Origin of the sequence: Stenotrophomonas indicatrix (assembly GCA_041545745.1) — a bacterium.
GTDB classification, from domain to species: domain Bacteria; phylum Pseudomonadota; class Gammaproteobacteria; order Xanthomonadales; family Xanthomonadaceae; genus Stenotrophomonas; species Stenotrophomonas indicatrix_A.
In genome coordinates this window covers 2,953,280-2,972,530 of the sequence record CP168152.1, presented here as the reverse complement: position 1 = coordinate 2,972,530, position 19,251 = coordinate 2,953,280, and the positions used below count along the sequence as shown (strand labels likewise).

General features: G+C 65.8%; 14 protein-coding genes. 6 read left to right on the top strand and 8 right to left on the bottom strand.

Features of this window, described 5'->3' with window-relative positions; genetic code table 11:
• The first annotated feature begins 129 nt into the window (after positions 1-129).
• The 5 genes from ACEF39_RS13660 to ACEF39_RS13640 all read left to right on the top strand — a co-directional run bounded on the left by ACEF39_RS13660 (position 130) and on the right by ACEF39_RS13640 (position 6,237).
• Complete coding sequence (locus tag ACEF39_RS13660) at positions 130-1,560, top strand: replicative DNA helicase (protein ID WP_099821134.1); 1,431 nt, start codon at positions 130-132, stop codon at positions 1,558-1,560.
• A gap of 202 nt (positions 1,561-1,762) precedes the next feature.
• A complete protein-coding gene (locus ACEF39_RS13655) occupies positions 1,763-4,006 on the top strand; it encodes a TonB-dependent receptor (RefSeq protein ID WP_500285438.1) in 2,244 nt (747 codons plus the stop codon).
• Positions 4,006-5,595: an alkaline phosphatase D family protein gene (locus ACEF39_RS13650; RefSeq protein WP_500285437.1), complete on the top strand. Its 1,590-nt coding sequence runs from the start codon at positions 4,006-4,008 to the stop codon at positions 5,593-5,595. The genes ACEF39_RS13655 and ACEF39_RS13650 overlap by 1 nt, the downstream gene beginning before the upstream one ends.
• A gap of 166 nt (positions 5,596-5,761) precedes the next feature.
• Positions 5,762-5,980 (top strand): hypothetical protein, encoded by a 219-nt coding sequence (locus tag ACEF39_RS13645; RefSeq protein WP_500285436.1) that lies wholly within the window; start codon positions 5,762-5,764, stop codon positions 5,978-5,980.
• Positions 5,977-6,237: a hypothetical protein gene (locus ACEF39_RS13640; RefSeq protein WP_500285435.1), complete on the top strand. Its 261-nt coding sequence runs from the start codon at positions 5,977-5,979 to the stop codon at positions 6,235-6,237. The genes ACEF39_RS13645 and ACEF39_RS13640 overlap by 4 nt, the downstream gene beginning before the upstream one ends.
• 39 nt (positions 6,238-6,276) lie before the next feature.
• Here the strand turns inward: ACEF39_RS13640 and ACEF39_RS13635 are convergent, their stop codons facing one another.
• The 7 genes from ACEF39_RS13635 to purB all read right to left on the bottom strand — a co-directional run bounded on the left by ACEF39_RS13635 (position 6,277) and on the right by purB (position 16,998).
• Entirely contained in the window at positions 6,277-6,513 is a 237-nt protein-coding gene (locus ACEF39_RS13635; protein WP_108264937.1) for a hypothetical protein, read from the bottom strand.
• Between the two features lie 277 nt (positions 6,514-6,790).
• Positions 6,791-8,227 carry a dihydrolipoyl dehydrogenase gene (gene lpdA, locus ACEF39_RS13630; RefSeq protein ID WP_032951934.1) on the bottom strand — a complete coding sequence of 479 codons (1,437 nt, stop codon included), beginning with the start codon at positions 8,225-8,227 and terminating at the stop codon, positions 6,791-6,793.
• Positions 8,228-8,290: 63 nt separating this feature from the next.
• Entirely contained in the window at positions 8,291-9,490 is a 1,200-nt protein-coding gene (sucB, locus tag ACEF39_RS13625) for a dihydrolipoyllysine-residue succinyltransferase (protein WP_500285434.1), read from the bottom strand.
• A gap of 39 nt (positions 9,491-9,529) precedes the next feature.
• Positions 9,530-12,361: a 2-oxoglutarate dehydrogenase E1 component gene (locus ACEF39_RS13620; RefSeq protein WP_500285433.1), complete on the bottom strand. Its 2,832-nt coding sequence runs from the start codon at positions 12,359-12,361 to the stop codon at positions 9,530-9,532.
• A gap of 186 nt (positions 12,362-12,547) precedes the next feature.
• A complete protein-coding gene (locus ACEF39_RS13615) occupies positions 12,548-13,450 on the bottom strand; it encodes a GNAT family N-acetyltransferase (protein WP_500285432.1) in 903 nt (300 codons plus the stop codon).
• A gap of 3 nt (positions 13,451-13,453) precedes the next feature.
• Positions 13,454-14,851 (bottom strand): ribosomal protein uL16 3-hydroxylase, encoded by a 1,398-nt coding sequence (locus ACEF39_RS13610; RefSeq protein WP_500285431.1) that lies wholly within the window; start codon positions 14,849-14,851, stop codon positions 13,454-13,456.
• 779 nt (positions 14,852-15,630) lie between these two features.
• Positions 15,631-16,998 (bottom strand): adenylosuccinate lyase, encoded by a 1,368-nt coding sequence (gene purB, locus ACEF39_RS13605; RefSeq protein ID WP_500285430.1) that lies wholly within the window; start codon positions 16,996-16,998, stop codon positions 15,631-15,633.
• A 235-nt stretch (positions 16,999-17,233) separates the two neighbouring features.
• Here purB and ACEF39_RS13600 point away from each other — a divergent pair, with 235 nt between their 5' ends.
• Positions 17,234-18,673: a class II fumarate hydratase gene (locus ACEF39_RS13600; RefSeq protein ID WP_500285429.1), complete on the top strand. Its 1,440-nt coding sequence runs from the start codon at positions 17,234-17,236 to the stop codon at positions 18,671-18,673.
• Positions 18,674-18,754: 81 nt separating this feature from the next.
• On the opposite strand, the gene ACEF39_RS13595 is transcribed toward ACEF39_RS13600, so the two are convergent.
• Positions 18,755-19,180, bottom strand: coding sequence for a hypothetical protein (locus ACEF39_RS13595; RefSeq protein WP_500285428.1), 426 nt, complete (start codon positions 19,178-19,180; stop codon positions 18,755-18,757).
• Positions 19,181-19,251: the final 71 nt, after the last annotated feature.

Sequence of the window (19,251 nt, the reverse complement as noted above, 5' to 3'; positions counted from 1 at the left end):
GCGCCAGTCTGGACAGGCTCAGGCGGATATCCCCCGTTTTTCCACGGCTTATCCACAGGTTTGTCCATGGTCGCCGGGGTCGGCGCATGCCTACACTCGTCTGGCCCCTTTTGCAGGAAACACCGCAGCATGTCCGCCCGTTCCGGCTTCCGTTCCAACCGCAGAGAGCGCGGCGATGGCTTCGATCGCGATCGCGATGAATCGCGTATCGACCAGTTGCGCGTGCCGCCGCACTCGGTGGAAGCCGAACAGGCGGTGCTGGGCGGCCTGATGCTGGCACCAGACGCCTACGACCGGGTCAACGATCAGTTGACCGAGGGGGACTTCTACCGCCGCGACCACCAGATGATCTACCGGGCGATCCGCGAGCTGTCCGAGCGCGAGCGCCCGTTCGATGCGGTGACCCTGGGCGAGTGGTTCGAATCGCAGGGCAAGATGGAGCTGGTGGGCGACGGCGCCTATCTGATCGAACTGGCCAGCACCACGCCGTCGGCGGCCAACATCGTGGCCTATGCCGAGATCGTGCGCGACAAGGCGGTGCTGCGGCAGCTGATCCAGGTCGGCACCGACATCGTCAACGATGGTTTCCAGCCCGAGGGTCGCGACAGCAGCGAGTTGCTGTCCGCTGCGGAAAAGAGCGTGTTCGCCATTGCCGAGCAGGGCGCGCGCGGCCGTACCGACTTCGTGGCCATGCCCGGTGCGTTGAAGGACGCATTCGAAGAGCTGCGCAACCGCTTCGAGAATGGCGGCAACATCACTGGCCTGCCGACCGGCTACACCGATTTCGACGCGATGACCGCCGGCCTGCAGCCGACCGACCTGATCATCCTCGCCGCGCGTCCTGCGATGGGCAAGACCACCTTCGCCCTGAACATCGCCGAGTACGCGGCGATCAAGTCGAAGAAGGGCGTGGCGGTGTTCTCTATGGAAATGTCCGCATCGCAGCTGGCGATGCGCCTGATCTCCTCCAATGGCCGCATCAACGCGCAGCGCCTGCGCACCGGCCAGCTGGAGGACGAGGACTGGAGCCGGGTGACCGGTGCGATCAAGATGCTGAAGGAAACCAAGATCTTCATCGACGATACGCCGGGCGTGTCGCCGGAGATCCTGCGTTCCAAGTGCCGCCGCCTCAAGCGCGAGCACGACCTGGGCCTGATCGTGATCGACTACCTGCAGCTGATGAGCGTGCCGGGCAACAGCGAAAACCGCGCGACCGAAATCTCCGAGATCTCGCGTTCGCTGAAGGGCCTGGCCAAGGAACTGCACGTGCCGGTCATCGCGCTGTCCCAGCTCAACCGCTCGCTGGAAACGCGTACCGACAAGCGCCCGGTGATGGCCGACCTTCGCGAATCGGGCGCAATCGAGCAGGATGCGGACATGATCGTCTTCATCTACCGCGACGATTACTACAACAAGGAAAATTCGCCGGACAAGGGCCTGGCCGAGATCATCATCGGCAAGCACCGTGGTGGCCCCACCGGCTCGTGCAAGCTGAAGTTCTTCGGCGAATACACCCGTTTCGACAACCTGGCCCACGACTCGGTTGGTTCGTTCGAATAACGGATGATTCCGGCGTGCCCTGTAAAGCCAAGCCCACGCTCGGCTCTTTCCGTTCGGGCGCGCGACGTCATATTCTCCATCCGGATCGCCGAAAATCCGTATGTGGCGTGTAAATGACATGTAACGCAACGCTTCTACGATTCCGCCGCTGCTGCCCTTTTTGACGCCGCCCTTCGGCGTCCAGCGCGCCCAAGGAATCCCCATGTCTTGCCATGCTCCGCTTCGCCGCAATCTGCTGGCCCTGCTGGTCTGTGCCTCGCTGCCTTCGCTGGCCGCCGCTGAAACCGCTCCTGCCGTCGACGCACAGTCGGCCACCACCCTGGATTCGGTCTCGGTAATCGGCCGGGGCGAGGCACGCCAGGTCCAGCGCGTGACCGCCGAGGACATGAAGGTGCTGCCGCCCGGCGCCAACCCGCTGAAGCTGCTGGCCAGCAAGCCGGGCGTGCATTTCGAATCGGCCGATGCCACCGGTGCCTACGAGTGGTCCACCAGCATCAGCCTGCGCGGCTTCAACCAGAACCGCCTGGGCTACACGTTGGATGGCATCCCGCTGGGCAACATGAGCTATGGCAACAGCAACGGCCTGCACATCAGCCGCGCGGTGATCAGCGAGAACCTGGGCGGTGCCGAAGTCTCCACCGGCATCGGCGCGCTGGGTACGCCGTCGACCAGCAACCTGGGCGGCGTGTTCCAGTTCTATTCGATCGATCCCTCCACCGAATACGGTGTCGTGCTGGCGCAGAGCCTGGGCAGTGACAGCGCACGCCGCAGCTATGCCCGCCTGGAAACCGGCGAACACCAGGGCTTCGCCGCCTACCTGTCCGGTGCGTATTCGGAGAGCGACAAGTGGAAGGGAAAGGGCTCGCATGAACTCAAGCAGTTCAACGGCAAGGCGACCTACAACTTCGGCGTCGACAGCCGCATCACCGCGCTGTTCAACGCCTCGCGCCGGGTTGAAGCCGATTACCAGGACCTGTCGCTGGAGATGATCGATCGCCTGGGCTGGAACTGGGACAACTATGCGCCGGACTGGAACCGTGCACTGGCCGCTGCCCGAGGCCAGTACAGCGGTGGCGTCAACAGCCCGTGGGATGCGTATTACTCGGGTCACGGCCTGCGCAACGATGATGTATCCAGCATCGCCGGTGACTTCGGCCTCAACGAGACGATGCGCCTGAAGGTCAACGTCTACAACCACAGCAACCGCGGCCAGGGCCACTGGTTCAGCCCGTCCAATCCGTCCAACCCGGGCACCAGCCGCGAGATTCCGATTTCGATCCGCACCACCGAATATGCGATCGACCGCACCGGCGTGACCTCGGCGTTCACCTGGAACGTGGGTGGCCACGAGCTGGAAGCCGGCCTGTGGTACGAAGACAACGGCCACAGCGTGCAGCGCAACTTCTACTACATCGATGGACCGATCACCGACGACTTCTTCCTGCGCAATCCGGACCAGCGCGTGTGGCACCAGCGCTACACCACCATCACCCGCCAGTTCTACGTGCAGGACCGCTTCCGCCTGTTCGATGACCGCCTGACCATCGACGTCGGCGCCAAGTCGCCCAACACCCGCACCAGTGTGCGCACGCCACTGGGCAGCTATGCTAGCAACAGCAGCCTGACCGCGAAGAAGGGGCTGCTGCCGCAGGCCGGCTTCAACTTCAAGCTGGACGAGCGCAATGAAATCTTCGGTTCCTATGCGAAGAACATCGCGGCCTATGCGCTGGGCGTGGGCAGTCCGTTCAATGTTCCGCAGGTGGCGTTCGATGCCAGCGCCAAGGACCTGAAGCCGGAACAGTCGCGCACCATCGAACTGGGCTGGCGCGGCTACGGCCAGGGGTATGAAGCCTCGGTCGCGGTGTACGACGTCAAGTTCGACAACCGCCTGCTGGCCATTGCCCAGTGCGTGGGCATCCTCGGTTGCCCGGCGCTGTATTCCAACGTGGGTTCAGTCACCAGCCGCGGTGCCGAGGCGACCTTGCAGCTGAAGCCGATGCAGGACCTGGTCTGGTCCAATGCGCTGTCGTGGAATGACAGCAGCTACGACAACGACTACGTCAACAACGGTGTGGTGCCGACCCGCGGCAAGAAGACGGTCGACACCCCGGAATGGATGTTCGCCAGCACCCTGGCGTGGACGCCGGGCCCGTGGGACCTGCGCCTGGCCGCCAACCACGTCGGCAAGCGCTACGTGACCTACACCAATGACGTCTCCGTGCCGAGCTACTGGCTGATCAACGCGTCGGTGGCCTATGACATGGGCAAGCTCGGCCCGGCGCAGAACCTGACCCTGGCGCTGAACCTGACCAACCTGGCCGACAAGCAGTATCTGGCGACCATCAACACCAACGGCACCTACGCCGCTGATCCGACCCGCAGCCTGGCGACCATGCAGGTCGGTGCGCCGCGGCAGGTGATGGCCACCGCAACCGTGCGCTTCTGATGAAGCGCATCGCCGATCCGGAAACCCGCCGTCGTCTGCTGCGCCTGGCCTGGCAGGGGACCGGAGCGGCGATCGCACTGGCGGCCATGCCCGGCATAGCCGCCACCGGTCCGCGGCCGCGACTGGGGCGCGATCCGTTCACCCTCGGCATCGCCGCGGGTGATCCGGATCCGCAGGGTGCGGTGCTGTGGACGCGTCTTGCACCGGACCCCCTCAACGGCGGTGGCATGCCGTCGCGCGCGATCCCGGTGCGCTGGTTCATTGCCGAAGATCCGGCGATGCGACGGCTGGTGCAGCGTGGCGTGGCGGCGGCCGTGCCGGAGTTGGCCCATTCGGTGCACGTGGAAGTGACCGGCCTGCGTCCAGGGCGCGATTACTACTATCGATTCGCCTGCGACGGTGGCGAGGAGAGTCCGGTCGGGCATTTCCGCACCGCGCCGATGCCGGATGCGCAGCTGCAGCAGCTGCGGCTGGCGTTGTGCACCTGCCAGGCCTGGAACAGCGGCTACTACCCGGTACTGGCGGATATCGCCCGCAGCGATGTCGATCTGGTGCTGCATGCCGGTGATTACCTGTACGAATACAGCCCGCTGCAGAACGCGCGTGGCAGCACGCTGGATGCACAGCGCTTCAGCGGTGAAACGCTCAGCCTGGAGCGTTATCGCGACCAGTACGCGCTGTACAAGCTCGACCCGGACCTGCAGGCCGCGCACGCCGCGCACGCCTTCGCGGTGATCTGGGACGACCACGAAGTGCAGAACGACTATTCCGGCATCCATCCGGAAAAGAGCGACGTACCGACCGAGGACTTCATCGTTCGCCGCGCCGCTGCGTATCGCGCGTTCTACGAACACCTGCCGATGCGTAGCACGCCGGCCGGCAACGGTGGCCTGCGCGTGCACCGCCGCCTGCGCTACGGCGACCTGGCCCAGCTGACGCTGCTGGATTGCCGTCAGTTCCGTCCGGCCAATCCCTGTGGCGTCGGCGAATCGCCACGCTGTGAAGCGGCGCTGGATCCGCGCATGAGCATGCTCGGCGTGGGGCAGGAGGCCTGGTTCGCGCAGTCGATGGCGGCCGCGGCGGGAACACGCTGGAACGTGGTGGTGCAGCAGCTGCTGATGGCGCAGTTGCGGTTGGAGCAGGGCACGCCGCGCGAACGCTTCTGGAACGATGCCTGGGATGGCTACCCGGCCGCCCGCAAGCGCCTGCTGCAGGCGATGCAGGCCGGGGGGCAGGGCAACGCCATCGTGCTGGGCGGCGACTGGCACTCCACGTTCGTCAATGACCTGAAGCTGGATTTCGATGCCGCGGACGCGCCGGTGATCGCCACCGAGTTCATCGCCCCGGCGATCAGCAGCGGTGGCGATGACACCCCGTATGGCCCGTACTACGGCCCGTCGATCCCGCAGAATCCGCACATCCGGTACTTCGATGGCGACCGGCGTGGCTGGTGGAAGCTGCAGTTGAACCGACAGACCGTGGACGCGGAACTGCGCTTCGCCGACAGTGTGCTGCGGCGTGATGCCGAGGTTCGCACTGCCGCCCGGTTCCAGGTGAGCCACGGCCGTCCTGGCGCAGTGCCGGTGTAGACCCGCTTGCGGCGGGGTAGTGCCGGCCGCTGGCCGGCAACCATTGAACCGGCGGCACCACCGGTTTCATCGCCCCCAGCCGGGTTTCGTCGCAAACCGTTTGCCCGGGTCGGAGCAGGGCGCCAAGGTGACGACAGGCGGCGGGGTGCCGCCAAGGGAGCCTGTGATGAAGACCTTGTTCGCGCTCGGTGTGTGGTGCCTGCTGTTCGTGCTGTGCTGGCCGTTGGCGATCCTCGCCTTGATCGCCTGGCCGTTCGTATGGCTGCTGAGCCTGCCGTTCCGCCTGGTCGGCATCACGTTCTCGGCGCTGTTCGCCTTCCTGCATGCACTGTTCATGCTGCCGGCACGCCTGCTGGGCGGTGGCCGCGGCGTGGTGACGGCATGAGGCCGCTTGCCATCGCGACGCTGGCGCTGCTGATGGCGGCGCCGGTCTGGGCCAAGCAACCGCTATCGGCCTACCTTGAGCGTCAGCACCCTGCCGGCAAGGCGGAAATCAAAGCGACCGACAAGGACGCCGGCAAGGAACGCTGCCGGGTGGTGAAGGAATGGAAAGTGGGTGAGGTGATCGCCCAGCACCGCATCTGTGACGATCCTTCAGAGCTGGACGCCACGGACCGGAAACGGACCCCGCAGCAGCGTTGAAGCAGGATGCCGATCTTCGGTCAAGCAGCATCAGATGAATCAGCCCGATGGCGGTCGCCCGATGGCCAACGACCGGACCAGCTCTTCGCCGGTAGCGGCGATTTCGAAATCCACGCCATTGAAGGTTACGGAATTGCCGTTTGCCAGCGCATACCTCGGCAGGCCTTCGACCAGGCTTGTGCCGGGAAGAATCGTTGCGTCAAAGTGCGGCCAGAACTTGAACACCAACACCCTGCGGCCATCTTCGCCCCGGGTCTCGATTCGTTCGTTTTCCATGGAGATCTCCACTGTCTGAGCAGCCCCACGAGCAGGTGCGGGAGCACCACCTGTCGCGCATCCGTGGCTTGGCGATGCAACGCGACCTCAGGGCTGAGCCTACAGCACTGGAGGTCGACGCCCGTGTGAGGGCGAGGGTGACACCGCTTGCCTGCCACGCGCCGAGTGCCAATGGGCTCCGCCCTTGTGCTGCAGTCATCGTGCAACAAAAAACCCCGCCGAGGCGGGGTTTTCAGCATCCGGGGATGCCAGCCAGCGGCCGGCACCATCAGATGGATCAGTTCGCCTTGTGGATCGCGCGCTTGCTCACGGCCATTGCCGCGTCGTGCACCACTTCCGACAGCGAGGGGTGGGCGTGGCAGATGCGCGCCAGGTCGTCGGCCGAACCGCTGAACTCCATGGTCAGCACGCCTTCGTGCACCAGCTCGGACACGTTGGCGCCGACCAGGTGCATGCCCAGGATGCGATCGGTTTCGGCGTGGGCCAGAACCTTCACGAAGCCTGCCGGCTCGATCATCGCCACGGCACGGCCGTTGGCGGCGAACGGGAAGCTGCCGGCCTTGTACGGGATGCCCTCGGCCTTCAGCTGCTGCTCGGTCTTGCCGACCCAGGCCAGCTCCGGCTCGGTGTAGATGACCCACGGAATGGTGTCGAAGTTGACGTGGCCCGGCAGGCCGGCGATCAGTTCGGCAACCGCGATGCCTTCCTCGAAGCCCTTGTGCGCCAGCATCGGGCCGCGCACGCAGTCACCGACCGCCCAGACGCCGTTGACGCCGGTGTGGCAGTGCGCGTCGACTTCGATCTGGCCACGCTCGTTGATCTTGACGCCGGTACCTTCGGCCAGCAGGCCCTTGGTGGCGGCGCGACGGCCGACGGCCACCAGCAGCTTGTCCACCACCAGCGACTTCTCGCCTTCGGCGTCGGTGTAGGTCAGGGCGACTTCCTTCTTCTTGCCCTTGCCGGTCACCTCGGCCTTGGAGACCTTGGCACCCAGGCGGATGTCCAGGCCCTGCTTCTTGAATTCCTTGGCGGCGGTCTTGGCCACTTCGGTATCAGCCGCCGCCAGGAAGTCCGGCAGCGCTTCCAGGATGGTCACTTCCGAACCCAGGCGCTTCCACACGCTGCCCAGTTCCAGGCCGATCACACCGGCGCCGATCACCGCCAGGCGCGCCGGCACTTCGGTGAAGTCCAGGCCGCCGACGTTGTCGACGATGGTCTCGCCGTCGAACTTGGCGAACGGCAGTTCGATCGAATCCGAACCGGCGGCGATGATGACGTTGGTGCCCTTCAGCTCGACGACCGAACCGTCATGCTGGGTGACCTTGACCACGTTGCCCGGCTGCAGTTCGCCGAAGCCGTAATAGGCGGCGACCTTGTTGGCCTTGAACAGCATGGCGATGCCGCCGGTGAACTGCTTGACGATCTTGTCCTTGCGGCCAACCATCGCTTCGACGTCCATCTTGGCATCCTTGAAGCTGATGCCGTGGTCGCCAAAGATGTGGCCCATGTTCCAGAACTGGCGCGAGGAATCCAGCAGCGCCTTGGACGGGATGCAGCCTACGCGCAGGCAGGTGCCACCCAGGGCCGGCTTGCCGTCCTTGCCCAGCGCTGCGTCGATGCAGGCGGTCTTCAGGCCAAGCTGGGCTGCGCGGATGGCAGCGTGGTAACCGGCCGGGCCGGCACCGATGACGACGACGTCGAATTGTTCAGCCATTGAAATAGTCCTTGTTGCATTACCAGAACCCCTCCGCGCAGGCGCGGAGGGGCGGGAGGTCTCTTACAGGCCGAACAGCATGCGGCCCGGGTTTTCCAGCTGGTTCTTGATGTCCACCAGGAACTGCACCGAGTCCTTGCCGTCGATGATGCGATGGTCGTAGGACAGCGCCAGGTACATCATCGGCGCGATCACGACCTGGCCGTTCTGGGCGATCGGGCGCTCCTTGATGGCATGCATGCCGAGGATGGCGCTCTGCGGCGGGTTGATGATCGGGGTCGACAGCAGCGAACCGAAGGTGCCGCCGTTGGTCACGGTGAAGGTGCCGCCCTGCAGTTCTTCCAGGCTCAGCTTGCCGTCACGGGCCTTCTTGGCGTAGTCGGCGATGGTCTTTTCGATGTCGGCGAACGACATGCGCTCGACGTTGCGCAGCACCGGCGTGACCAGGCCCTTCTCGGTCGACACGGCGATCGAGATGTCCGAGTAGCCGTGGTAGATGATGTCTTCGCCGTCGATCGAGGCATTGACCAACGGGAAGCGCTGCAGCGCGTTGGCGGCGGCCTTCACGAAGAAGCTCATGAAGCCGAGCTTGATGCCGTGTGCCTTGACGAACTCGTCCTGCAGTTCCTTGCGCGCCGCCGAGACCTTGGACAGGTCGACTTCGTTGAAGGTGGTCAGCATGGCCGTGGAGTTCTTCGACTCCATCAGGCGCTCGGCGATGCGCTTGCGGATGCGGGTCATCGGCACGCGTTCTTCCGGACGTGCGCCACCGGCCTTGCCGGCGCCGCCGTTGCGGGCGAAGTTGACGATGTCTTCCTTGGTGACGGCGCCACGACGGCCGGTGCCATCGACGTCGGCCGGGTTCACGCCTTCGGTGATGGCGGTGAAGCGGGCGCCCGGCGGCAGTGCGTCGGCAGCCGACTTGGCAGCCGGGGCCGGAGCAGCGGCAGCGGCGGGAGCAGCAGCGGCCGGAGCGGCCTCAGCCTTCTTCTCTTCGGCAGCCGGTGCCGGTGCAGCGGCCACGGCGCCTTCTTCGATGATCGCCACGACCTGGCTGGAAGTGACGGTGTCGCCTTCCTTGAACTTGATTTCCTTGATCACGCCATCGACCGGCGACGGCACTTCCAGGACGACCTTGTCGGTTTCCAGGTCAAGCAGGTTTTCGTCGCGCTTGACGGCGTCGCCCACCTTCTTGTGCCAGGTGGCGATGGTGCCGTCGGCGACGGATTCGGGCAGTACCGGGGCTTTGACTTCGGTGGCCATGCGGGAGCTTCCTGGTTTGTCTTCTAAATAGGGGGAGAGTTATTCAGCGAACGAGTCGTTGAACGGGTTGACCAGTGCATCGGCGACCAGCTGCTGCTGTTCGCGGACGTGGTCAGCCATGTGACCGGCAGCCGGCGAAGCCGAACGTGCGCGACCGGCGTAGTGCAGGCTCTGGCCATCGGCCAGGCAGAACTGCAGGTGGTGGCGGATCTGGTACCACGCGCCCTGGTTCTGTGGTTCTTCCTGCGTCCACACCACGTCGGTGGCCTTGCCGTACTTCTTCAGTTCGGCAGCCAGCAGCGCACGCGGGAACGGATACAGCTGCTCCACGCGGATGATCGCCACGTCGTCCTGGCCACGCTTGGTCTGGTCTTCCAGCAGGTCGTAGTAGACCTTGCCCGAGCACAGCACCACGCGCTTGACCTTCTTGGCATCTGCATTGGCATCGCCGATCAGGTGCTGGAACTCGCCATTGGCCAGCTCGTCCAGGGTCGACACGGCCAGCTTGTGGCGCAGCAGCGACTTGGGCGACATCACCACCAGCGGCTTGCGGGTGGTCAGGTGCTGCTGGCGCCGCAGCATGTGGAAGGCTTGCGCCGGGGTCGACGGCACCACCACCAGCATGTTCTCCAGCGCGCACAGCTGCAGGAAGCGCTCCAGGCGCGCCGAGCTGTGTTCCGGGCCCTGACCTTCATAACCGTGCGGCAGCAGCAGGGTCAGGCCGGAAATGCGGCCCCACTTTGCTTCGCCGGCAGCGATGAACTGATCGATCACCACCTGGGCGCCGTTGGCGAAGTCGCCGAACTGGCCTTCCCAGATGCACAGGGTGTTCGGATCGGTGGTCGAGAAACCGTACTCATAGGCCATCACGGCTTCTTCGCTGAGCAGCGAATCGATGATGGTGGCCTTCTCCGGCGAATCCACCAGCTGCCGCAGCGGCAGGTAGTAGTTGTCGGTCTTCTGGTCGTGCAGGATCGCGTGGCGGTGGGTGAACGTACCGCGGCCGACGTCCTGGCCGACCAGGCGCAGGGCACTGCCTTCGTCCAGCAGGGTGGCGTAGGCCAGGTTCTCGGCAAAGCCCCAGTCGCCCGGGATCTCGCCAGCGGCCATCCTGCGACGGTCGTCGTACACCTTGGACACGCGCGAGTGCAGCTGCACTTCTTCGGGCACGGTGTTGATCAGCTTGGCCAGTGCCAGCAGCTTGTCCTTGTCGACCTTGGTCGACACCGGATCGGACAGCTTGCCTTCCAGCAGCTTGGGCCAATCAACGAACAGCGGGCTGGTCGGCGGGGTCTTCTCGACCTTGGCCAGCTCGGTGGTCACTTCACCGGCATCGAGCTTCTCGCGGTACGCATCGACCATCGCCTTGCCGGCACCGGCGGCGATCACGCCCGCCTTTTCCAGCTGCTCGGCGTACATCTCGCGGGTGGTGGCGTGCTTGCGGATCACCTGGTACATCAGCGGCTGGGTGATCGCCGGCTCGTCGGCCTCGTTGTGGCCCCAACGGCGGTAGCACATCAGGTCGATGACCACGTCCTTGGCGAACTTCTGGCGGAACTCGAAGGCCAGCTGCGCGGCGAACACCACCGCTTCCGGATCATCGCCGTTCACGTGCAGCACCGGTGCGGCGATCATCTTCGCCACGTCGGTGGCATAGCGCGTGGAGCGCGTGTCCAGCGGATTGGAGGTGGTGAAGCCGACCTGGTTGTTGACCACGATGTGCACGGTGCCGCCCACGGCGAAGCCGCGGGCCTGCGACATCTGGAACAGCTCCATGACCACGCCCTGGCCGGAGAAGGCCGCGTCGCCGTGGATCAGGATCGGCATCACCTGCTTGCGCGCGGTGTCCTTGCGGCGCTCCTGGCGCGAACGCACGGAACCGGCAACCACCGGGTCGGCGATTTCCAGGTGCGACGGGTTGAACGCCAGTGCCAGGTGCACCGGGCCACCCTCGGTGGCCACGTCGGCGGAGAAGCCCATGTGGTACTTCACGTCGCCCGCCGAGGCGTGCTCGTCGTGCTCGAACTTGCCTTCGAACTCGTCGAACAGCTTGCGCGGGTTCTTGCCGAGGGTGTTGACCAGCACGTTCAGGCGGCCACGATGGGCCATGCCGACCACCACGTCCTTGACGCCATCCTTGCCGGCGCTGCGGATGATGGTGTCCATCATCGGGATCAGCGAGTCGCCGCCTTCCAGCGAGAAGCGCTTCTGGCCGACGTACTTGGTGTGCAGGTAGCGCTCGAGGCCTTCGGCGGCGGTCAGGCGCTCCAGCGTACGGCGCTGGGTGTCAGCGTCCAGCTGGTAGTTGCCACCGGCCAGTTCCAGCTTCTTGTAGATCCACTGGCGCTGCTCGACCTCGGAGATGTGCATGAACTCCGCACCGATCGAGCCGGTGTAGGTCGCCTTCAGGCGCGCCAGCAGGTCACGCAGCTTCATGCGCGGCTGACCACCCACGCCGCCGGTGCTGAACTCGCTGTTGAGGTCAGCATCGGACAGGTTGTGGAAGGGCAGGCCGAGGTCCGGGGTGTTGACCGGAGCGGCCAGGCCCAGCGGGTCCAGGCGGGCGTCCAGATGACCACGCGAACGGTAGGCGGTGATCAGGCGACCGACATTGCGCTCGCGCTCATCGCCTGCACCGGTGCCGGTGCCTGCTTTCAGCGCATCCTTGGCCGCGTCCGCGATATGGGAAATGACGGCCGAGTGCGGAATGTCGCCTGCTTCGCGGCCCTTGAAGCCGTCGAAGTAGGTTTTCCATTTGGGATCGACACTATCCGGGGAGACCAGGTACTGCTCGTACAGGTCCTCGACATAGGAGGCGTTGCCGCCGGCGAGTTGCGAAGATTGCGCAAACTGCTTCAGTTGATTGTCCACGATGGAGGGTGCTGATTCGCTTTGTGGGGTATGGCTTCAGAAGGACCCGGCACGAAGATGAATAGCCATGCACGGGCGCGTTCAAACGGCCAAATTGTACCCCCATCCGGACACGAAGGGGCAGCAAGGAGGGCATCGGGCGTCCCCCGGTGTCGGTCCCAGACAGGTTGAGCGCACCGGTCGCGGTCAGATGCCGAGTGCGCGCAATTCGCTGCATTCGCGCGAACGGTCCCAGACACGCTGCAATTGCTGCTCGAACGGCTGTGAACGTGCCGGCAGCGCGATTGCGGATTCGCCGTCGAGGCGATGACCGATGAGACGAAAGTAGAAGTCGCCTGCATCGTTGAGCAGGCAGGCCGAGGCTAGGGCGCGATCGATCGGATCGGCCACCTCGCGGAACTGGATCACACTGGGAAGGCGCTGGAACAGCGCCAGCAGCGGCGCGCCGGCACTGGCGATGGCTGCGGCGTCATGCACGATCACCCGCAGCTGCTTGTCGTGGCGGGCGGTGACGAAGCGGCGCAGGGCCGTCTGCACCGGTGGCACATCCAGCAGGCCGGGGTCCAGCTGCCGGCTGTGCAGCCACAATCGGCGGCGGGCGCGATGGATGATCGCCGTGGTGATCGCCACCGCTTCAGCGCGGCTGTTGATGGCGGAAACGGCTTGCAGCCGGCGCCGCATCTGCTGGTGGCCAATGCCGGCTTCTTCGAAGTCCGGGCCTTCCGGCAGGAAGCCCTGGCGGGCGTAGAAGTCGCGTGCCGGCAGTTGCGCATGCAGGTGCAGTTCGGCCAGGCCGAGCTGGCGCCCGGCCTGCACCAGTGCTTCAAGCAGGGCCTCGCCAATGCCGTGGCCGCGATACGCCGCCAGCACCGCCATGCGGCCGATGCGGCCATCCGGTGCCAGCCGCCCGGTGCCGACCGGCTGCCCGTCGGCATCCAGTGCCAGCACGTGGGCGCAGACCGGGTCCAGGGCATCGCGCTCCAGAGCGGCGTCGATGCCCTGTTCCTGTACGAACACCCGCTGGCGCACGTCGTGGATGGCCACGTGGGCCTCGGCATGGCGTACCTGCTGGACCCGGAGCGGGCTCATGGTTCAGCCGCGGCTGGGGTCGCTGTCGTCTTCGTCGTGGTCGTCGAAGTTGACGATCACTTCAATGCCGTCGTCGTGCACGGTCACCAGGTGGACGTCATCGGACACGGCGTCAGCGTCGATGACTTCGACCTGCTCACGGCCCTCGATCACCTCACCCAGCACCTCTTCCTCCTCGTCGGCATACACCTCGTTCGGATCGATCAGCTGGAATACGCCGCCGACCAGCAGCTGCTGGACCACCGCACGTCCCTTGTCGGACAGGCCGCGGTAGGCGGCAGCATCGAGCTGCTCGGCACCGGCCAGGCGCTGCGCGTCCTTGACCGGCAGCGCGAAGTCCTGGCCGCTGACATACAGGCTGGCGCCGCGCTTGGCCCGGCGCCAGGCCAGGCGCGCCCACGGGTGACGCTGCAGCAGCAGGCCCGATTGCAGGGCCTCGAGTACTTCTTCCTGCGGTGGCGCGGCTTGGTGGGCCATCACCTCGCCGGCGGCGCGGTAGGTGGTGATGAAGCGGCCGAACCAGTCGCCCAGCTTGTCCGGGTCGTTCATACGGATGGCGTTGAGCGCGGTGATCACCCGCGCCATCGCCACGGTGTCGATTTCGTTCGGGTCGGCCGGTGCCTTCAGGTCGGCATCCTGGTAGCGGATGTTCTCGTCGGCGTCGGCGATCAACGTGTCCAGATAGTCACTGATCAGCTCGGCCGAGGACGGCGCGCGCATGCCGAACGAGAAGGTCAGGCACGGGTCTTCGGCGACGCCGTGATGCGGGACGTTCGGCGGCAGGTACAGCATGTCACCCGGCGCCAGCACCCAGTCGTGGGTCGGCTTGAACACTTCCAGCAGCTTCAGTTCCACGTCGGGGCGGAAGCCCAGCGGCGGGCGCTTGCCCTTGATCGATTCGCTGGCATCGATCTGCCAGCGGCGGTGGCCGTGGGCCTGCAGCAGGAACACGTCGTACTGGTCGACATGGGCACCGACCGAGCCACCGGTAGCGGCGAAGCTGATCATCACATCGTCCATGCGCCAGCGCGGCAGGAAGCTGAAGTGTTCGATCAGGGCGCGCACGTCCTTGTCCCATTTGTCCACGTCCTGCACCAGCAGCGTCCAGTCGTGGTCGGGCAGGGCGGGGAAGATGTCTTCCTGGAACGGGCCGCTGCGCACGCGCCAGCTGTCCTGGGTCTTATCATGCTCGATCAGGCGGGCCAGCACGCCCTCTTCGCAGGCTAGGCCCGCCAGGTCTTCCGGCTGTACGGGGGTCTGGAAGTCGGCGAACGCATTACGGATCAACAGCGGGCGCTTCTGCCAGAAGTCGCGCAGGAAGGTGGCCGGGGCCATGCCCAGCGGCTGGCCGCGACGGGCGTGGACTTCGATCAGGGGGGAGGTGGACTTGCGGGCGGCCATGGGGGAGTTCCTTGCAGCGGAAAGCGGGAGGGGCGGCGTGGCGGGCCGCCAAGGGCTCCATTGTCCGACGTTCGATGGGATTGCGCACGTGTGGTGGTTTGTCGCGGGGTTCCGGCCAACGGCTGAGCCCCTCGTGGCGGGGTCTGGGTGGGTCGCTGAAAGCAAAAGCCGGGTTTGGCCGGGCGGGTGGGCTGCGCGGGGGACGCTGCAAGTACGTCCATGTAAGCTCGATCGCCGCATCCATGCGGCTCACGCCCCCGCGCAGCCCACCCGCCCGGCCCCTGACAGTTTCCTGCGCGGTCCGCCACGGAATGGAAGAAGAAAATCAAAGGCAAGAGCGGGTCGCGCGCTGCGCTTGCTCGTGCATCTGTAGAGCCGAGCCCATGCTCGGCTTGCTGTTGGAACAAGCAGCCGAGCATGGGCTCGGCTCTACAAAGACCCCAAAACCCAAAACCAAAGAGGGACGCGGCGAAGCCGCGTCCCTCTTTCAAATTCCGTCCCGACAACCCAATGCTCTTCGATCCGTCACCGGGAATCTGTCAGAGGTGGGGCGGGATGGGCCAGCGGGACCGTTGGCGCCATGGATGGCGCCATCGAGCCCCCAGGGACGGGTTCACGGCGTGTCCCGCTGGCCCATCCCGACCCGCCCAGCTAGCAGCAATCCAGAGCCGCTCTTGACGTTGATGTTGCTGTTGCCGTTGCTGTTGCCGTTGCCGTTGCCGTTGCCGTTGCCGTTGCCTGCCGCAGGCAGCGCACGCGGCCGCCGCCGCAGGAAAACCTTAGATCTTCTTCGCCAGCGACTCGGCTAGGCCGGTATAGCTGCCCGGGGTCATGTCCAGCAGACGCTGCTTCGCGTCCGCCGGCAGCTCCAGTCCCTGCACGAACGTGCGCATCGACTCGGCCGTGATGCCCTGGCCACGGGTCAGCGCCTTCAGCTGCTCGTACGGGTTCGGCAGGCCATGGCGGCGCATCACCGTCTGCACGGCCTCGGCCAGCACTTCCCAAGCCGCATCCAGATCGGCGTCCAGACGCTGCGGGTTCACTTCCAGCTTGCCCAGGCCCTTGGCCAGCGAATCCAGCGCCACCTGGCTGTGGCCGAATGCGGTGCCCAGCGCGCGCAGCACCGTGGAATCGGTCAGGTCGCGCTGCCAGCGGCTGATCGGCAGCTTCGCGCTGAAATGCTCGAACAGCGCGTTGGCGATACCGAAGTTGCCTTCGGCGTTCTCGAAATCGATCGGGTTGACCTTGTGCGGCATCGTCGACGAACCGACTTCGCCTTCCTTCAGGCGCTGCTTGAAGTAGCCCAGCGAGACGTAGCCCCAGATGTCGCGGGCCAGGTCGATCAGGATGATGTTGGCGCGACGGGCGGCATCACCGATCTCGGCGATGTTGTCGTGCGGCTCGATCTGCGTGGTGTACGGGTTGAACACCAGGCCCAGGCCGGTGACGAAGCGCTCGGCGAAGGCCGGCCAGTTCACGTCCGGGTAGCTGGCGACGTGTGCGTTGTAGTTGCCGACCGCGCCGTTGATCTTGCCGGTCAGCTCGACCGCGGCGATCTGCCGGCGCTGGCGCTCCAGGCGGGCAACCACGTTGGCCAGCTCCTTGCCAAGGGTGGTCGGCGAGGCGGTCTGGCCGTGGGTGCGCGACAGCATCGGCTGGCCCGCCTGGGCGTGGGCCAGGGTACGCAGTGCATCGGCGACGCCGTCCAGGGTCGGCAGCACCACTTCGCGACGGGCCTGTTCCAGCATCAGGCCGTAGCTGAGGTTGTTGATGTCTTCGCTGGTGCAGGCGAAATGAACGAACTCCAGCGCCGGTGCCAGCTCGGCATCGTCCTTCAGCTGTTCCTTGATGAAGTACTCCACCGCCTTGACGTCATGGTTGGTGGTGCGCTCGATCTCCTTCACGCGCGCGGCCTGGGCCGGGCTGAAGCCGCTGGCCAGCGCACGCAGGCGGGCGATGGCGGCGTCGGAGAACGCGGCCAGCTCGACGATGCCCGGCTCGGCGGCCAGGGCCAGCAGCCACTCCACTTCGACCGTGACACGGGCCTTGATCAGGCCGTACTCGGAGAAGATCGGGCGCAGGGCGTCGACCTTGCCGGCATAGCGGCCATCGAGCGGGGACAGGGCGAGCAGGGCGGATTCGGACATGTCGGCAGGGAAGGGCGAGCGGCGGGGGCCATATTCTACGACGTGCCGGTGAGGTAGTGCCGGCCGCTGGCCGGCAACCCATGGAATCGCGGGCCCCGCGGGGTTGCCGGCCAACGGCCGGCACTGCCGCGCATCGGACAAGGGAGTATCGTTGTCGCAGCCGCCAGCCCGGGAAGCGACACCCTGCCAGCCGCCGCTTCCCTTTCCCCAACCGAAGTAGTGCGGAGTTGATGCAATGAGCAAAGCTGCAAGCAAGAGCGCCCCCAAGGGTTTCCGGATCGAGCACGACAGCATGGGCGAGCTTCAGGTGCCTGCCGACGCCCTGTGGGGCGCGCAGACCCAGCGCGCTGTACAGAATTTCCCGGTGTCGGGCCAGCGCATGCCGCGCGGCTTCATCCGTGCACTGGGCCTGGTCAAGGGAGCCGCCGCCGGCGTCAACGCCGAGCTGGGGCATCTGCCGAAGACCGTGGCCAAGGCCATCCAGTCTGCCGCTGCCGAAGTGGCGGACGGCACGTGGGACGCGCAGTTCCCGATCGACGTCTACCAGACCGGATCGGGCACCTCCTCGAACATGAATGCCAACGAGGTCATCGCCACGCTGGCCAACCGTGCCGGCAAGGCAGGCAAGACCACCGTGCACCCGAACGATCACGTCAACCAGGGGCAGAGCTCCAACGACGTGATCCCGACGGCGCTGCGCGTGTCGGCCGTGCTGGCCACCCATGAGCAGCTGCTGCCGGCGCTGGTGCACCTGCGCAGGACGCTGGACAAGAAGGGCCGCAGCCTGCGCAAGGTGGTCAAGACCGGCCGCACCCACCTGATGGATGCGATGCCGCTGACCTTCGAACAGGAATTCGGTGCATGGTCGGCGCAGCTGGCCTCGGCACAGGAGCGCATCGAGGACAGCCTAAAGCGCGTGCGCCGCCTGCCGCTGGGCGGTACCGCCATTGGCACCGGCATCAATGCCGACCCGCGCTTTGGCGCACAGGTGGCCAAAGCACTGAAGCAGCAGACCGGCTTCAAGTTCGACAGCGCCGAGAACAAGTTCGAAGGCCTGGCCGCGCAGGATGATGCGGTGGAACTGTCGGGCCAGCTCAATGCGCTGGCGGTGGCCCTGATCAAGATCGCCAACGACCTGCGCTGGATGAATGCCGGTCCGCTGGCGGGCCTGGGTGAGATCGAGCTGCCGGCACTGCAGCCGGGATCCTCGATCATGCCGGGCAAGGTCAATCCGGTGATTCCGGAGGCGACGGTGATGGCCTGCGCACAGGTGATCGGCCACCACACGGCGATCACCGTGGCCGGCCAGACCGGCAACTTCCAGCTCAATGTGACGCTGCCGCTGATCGCGGTGAACCTGCTCGATGGCATCGGCCTGCTGGCCAATGTGTCGACCCTGCTGGCCGACAGCGCCATTGCCGGCCTGAAGGTGCGCGAAGACCGTGTGGCCGAAGCGCTGGCACGCAATCCGATCCTGGTGACCGCGCTGAACCCGATCATCGGCTACGAGAAAGCCGCAGCCATCGCCAAGCGTGCCTACAAGGAACAGCGCCCGGTGCTGGACGTGGCGCTGGAAGAAAGTGGTCTGGCCGAAGCGGAGCTGCGCCGGCTGCTGGATCCGGCCGCGTTGACCGCCGGTGGCATCCAGGCCGGCGGCGGTGGTGCTGGCGGCTGATCGAGCGGTGTGCGGGCCGAGGCCCGCACCCACTACAGGCGAGAAAGAAGAACGCCGCCCGGGAGGGCGGCGTTGTTCGTTTCAGCGACGGTCGGCGACGATGTTGCCGAAGGTCTCGGTGTAATCCTTGAACTCGGGAATGGTCTGCACCAGGTCCGGCGGAATCACCTGCATGCCCTCCGGCGGCACGATCTTCACCGGCTGCATGTTGGGGTCGGCCGGTGCGGCCACCAGCGTGTTCTGGCGCAGCACCTGCAGCTTGCCGAACATCGTCTGCAGCATGTGCTTCTGCTCGGCGTTCAGCGGGATCAGGATCTCGTCGATCTTCATCTGCCCGTCGGGCAGGATGATGATGTTCGGTGCCGGCTGGCGGCGCACGGTCACGATGCTCTCGCTGACGGAAATCTTGGGTTTGCCACGCTCGGCGCGGTGGTTGCGGTAGTCCTGGTCACAGCCGACCAGGCCCAGGCAGAGCAGGGCGGCCAGCAGCAGAAACAGCTTTTTCATGGCGGTTCAATGAAGTGCATCCGGGGCCGCCATTGTAAGCCCGCCGGGGTGCAACGGCCGGCAACGCAGGT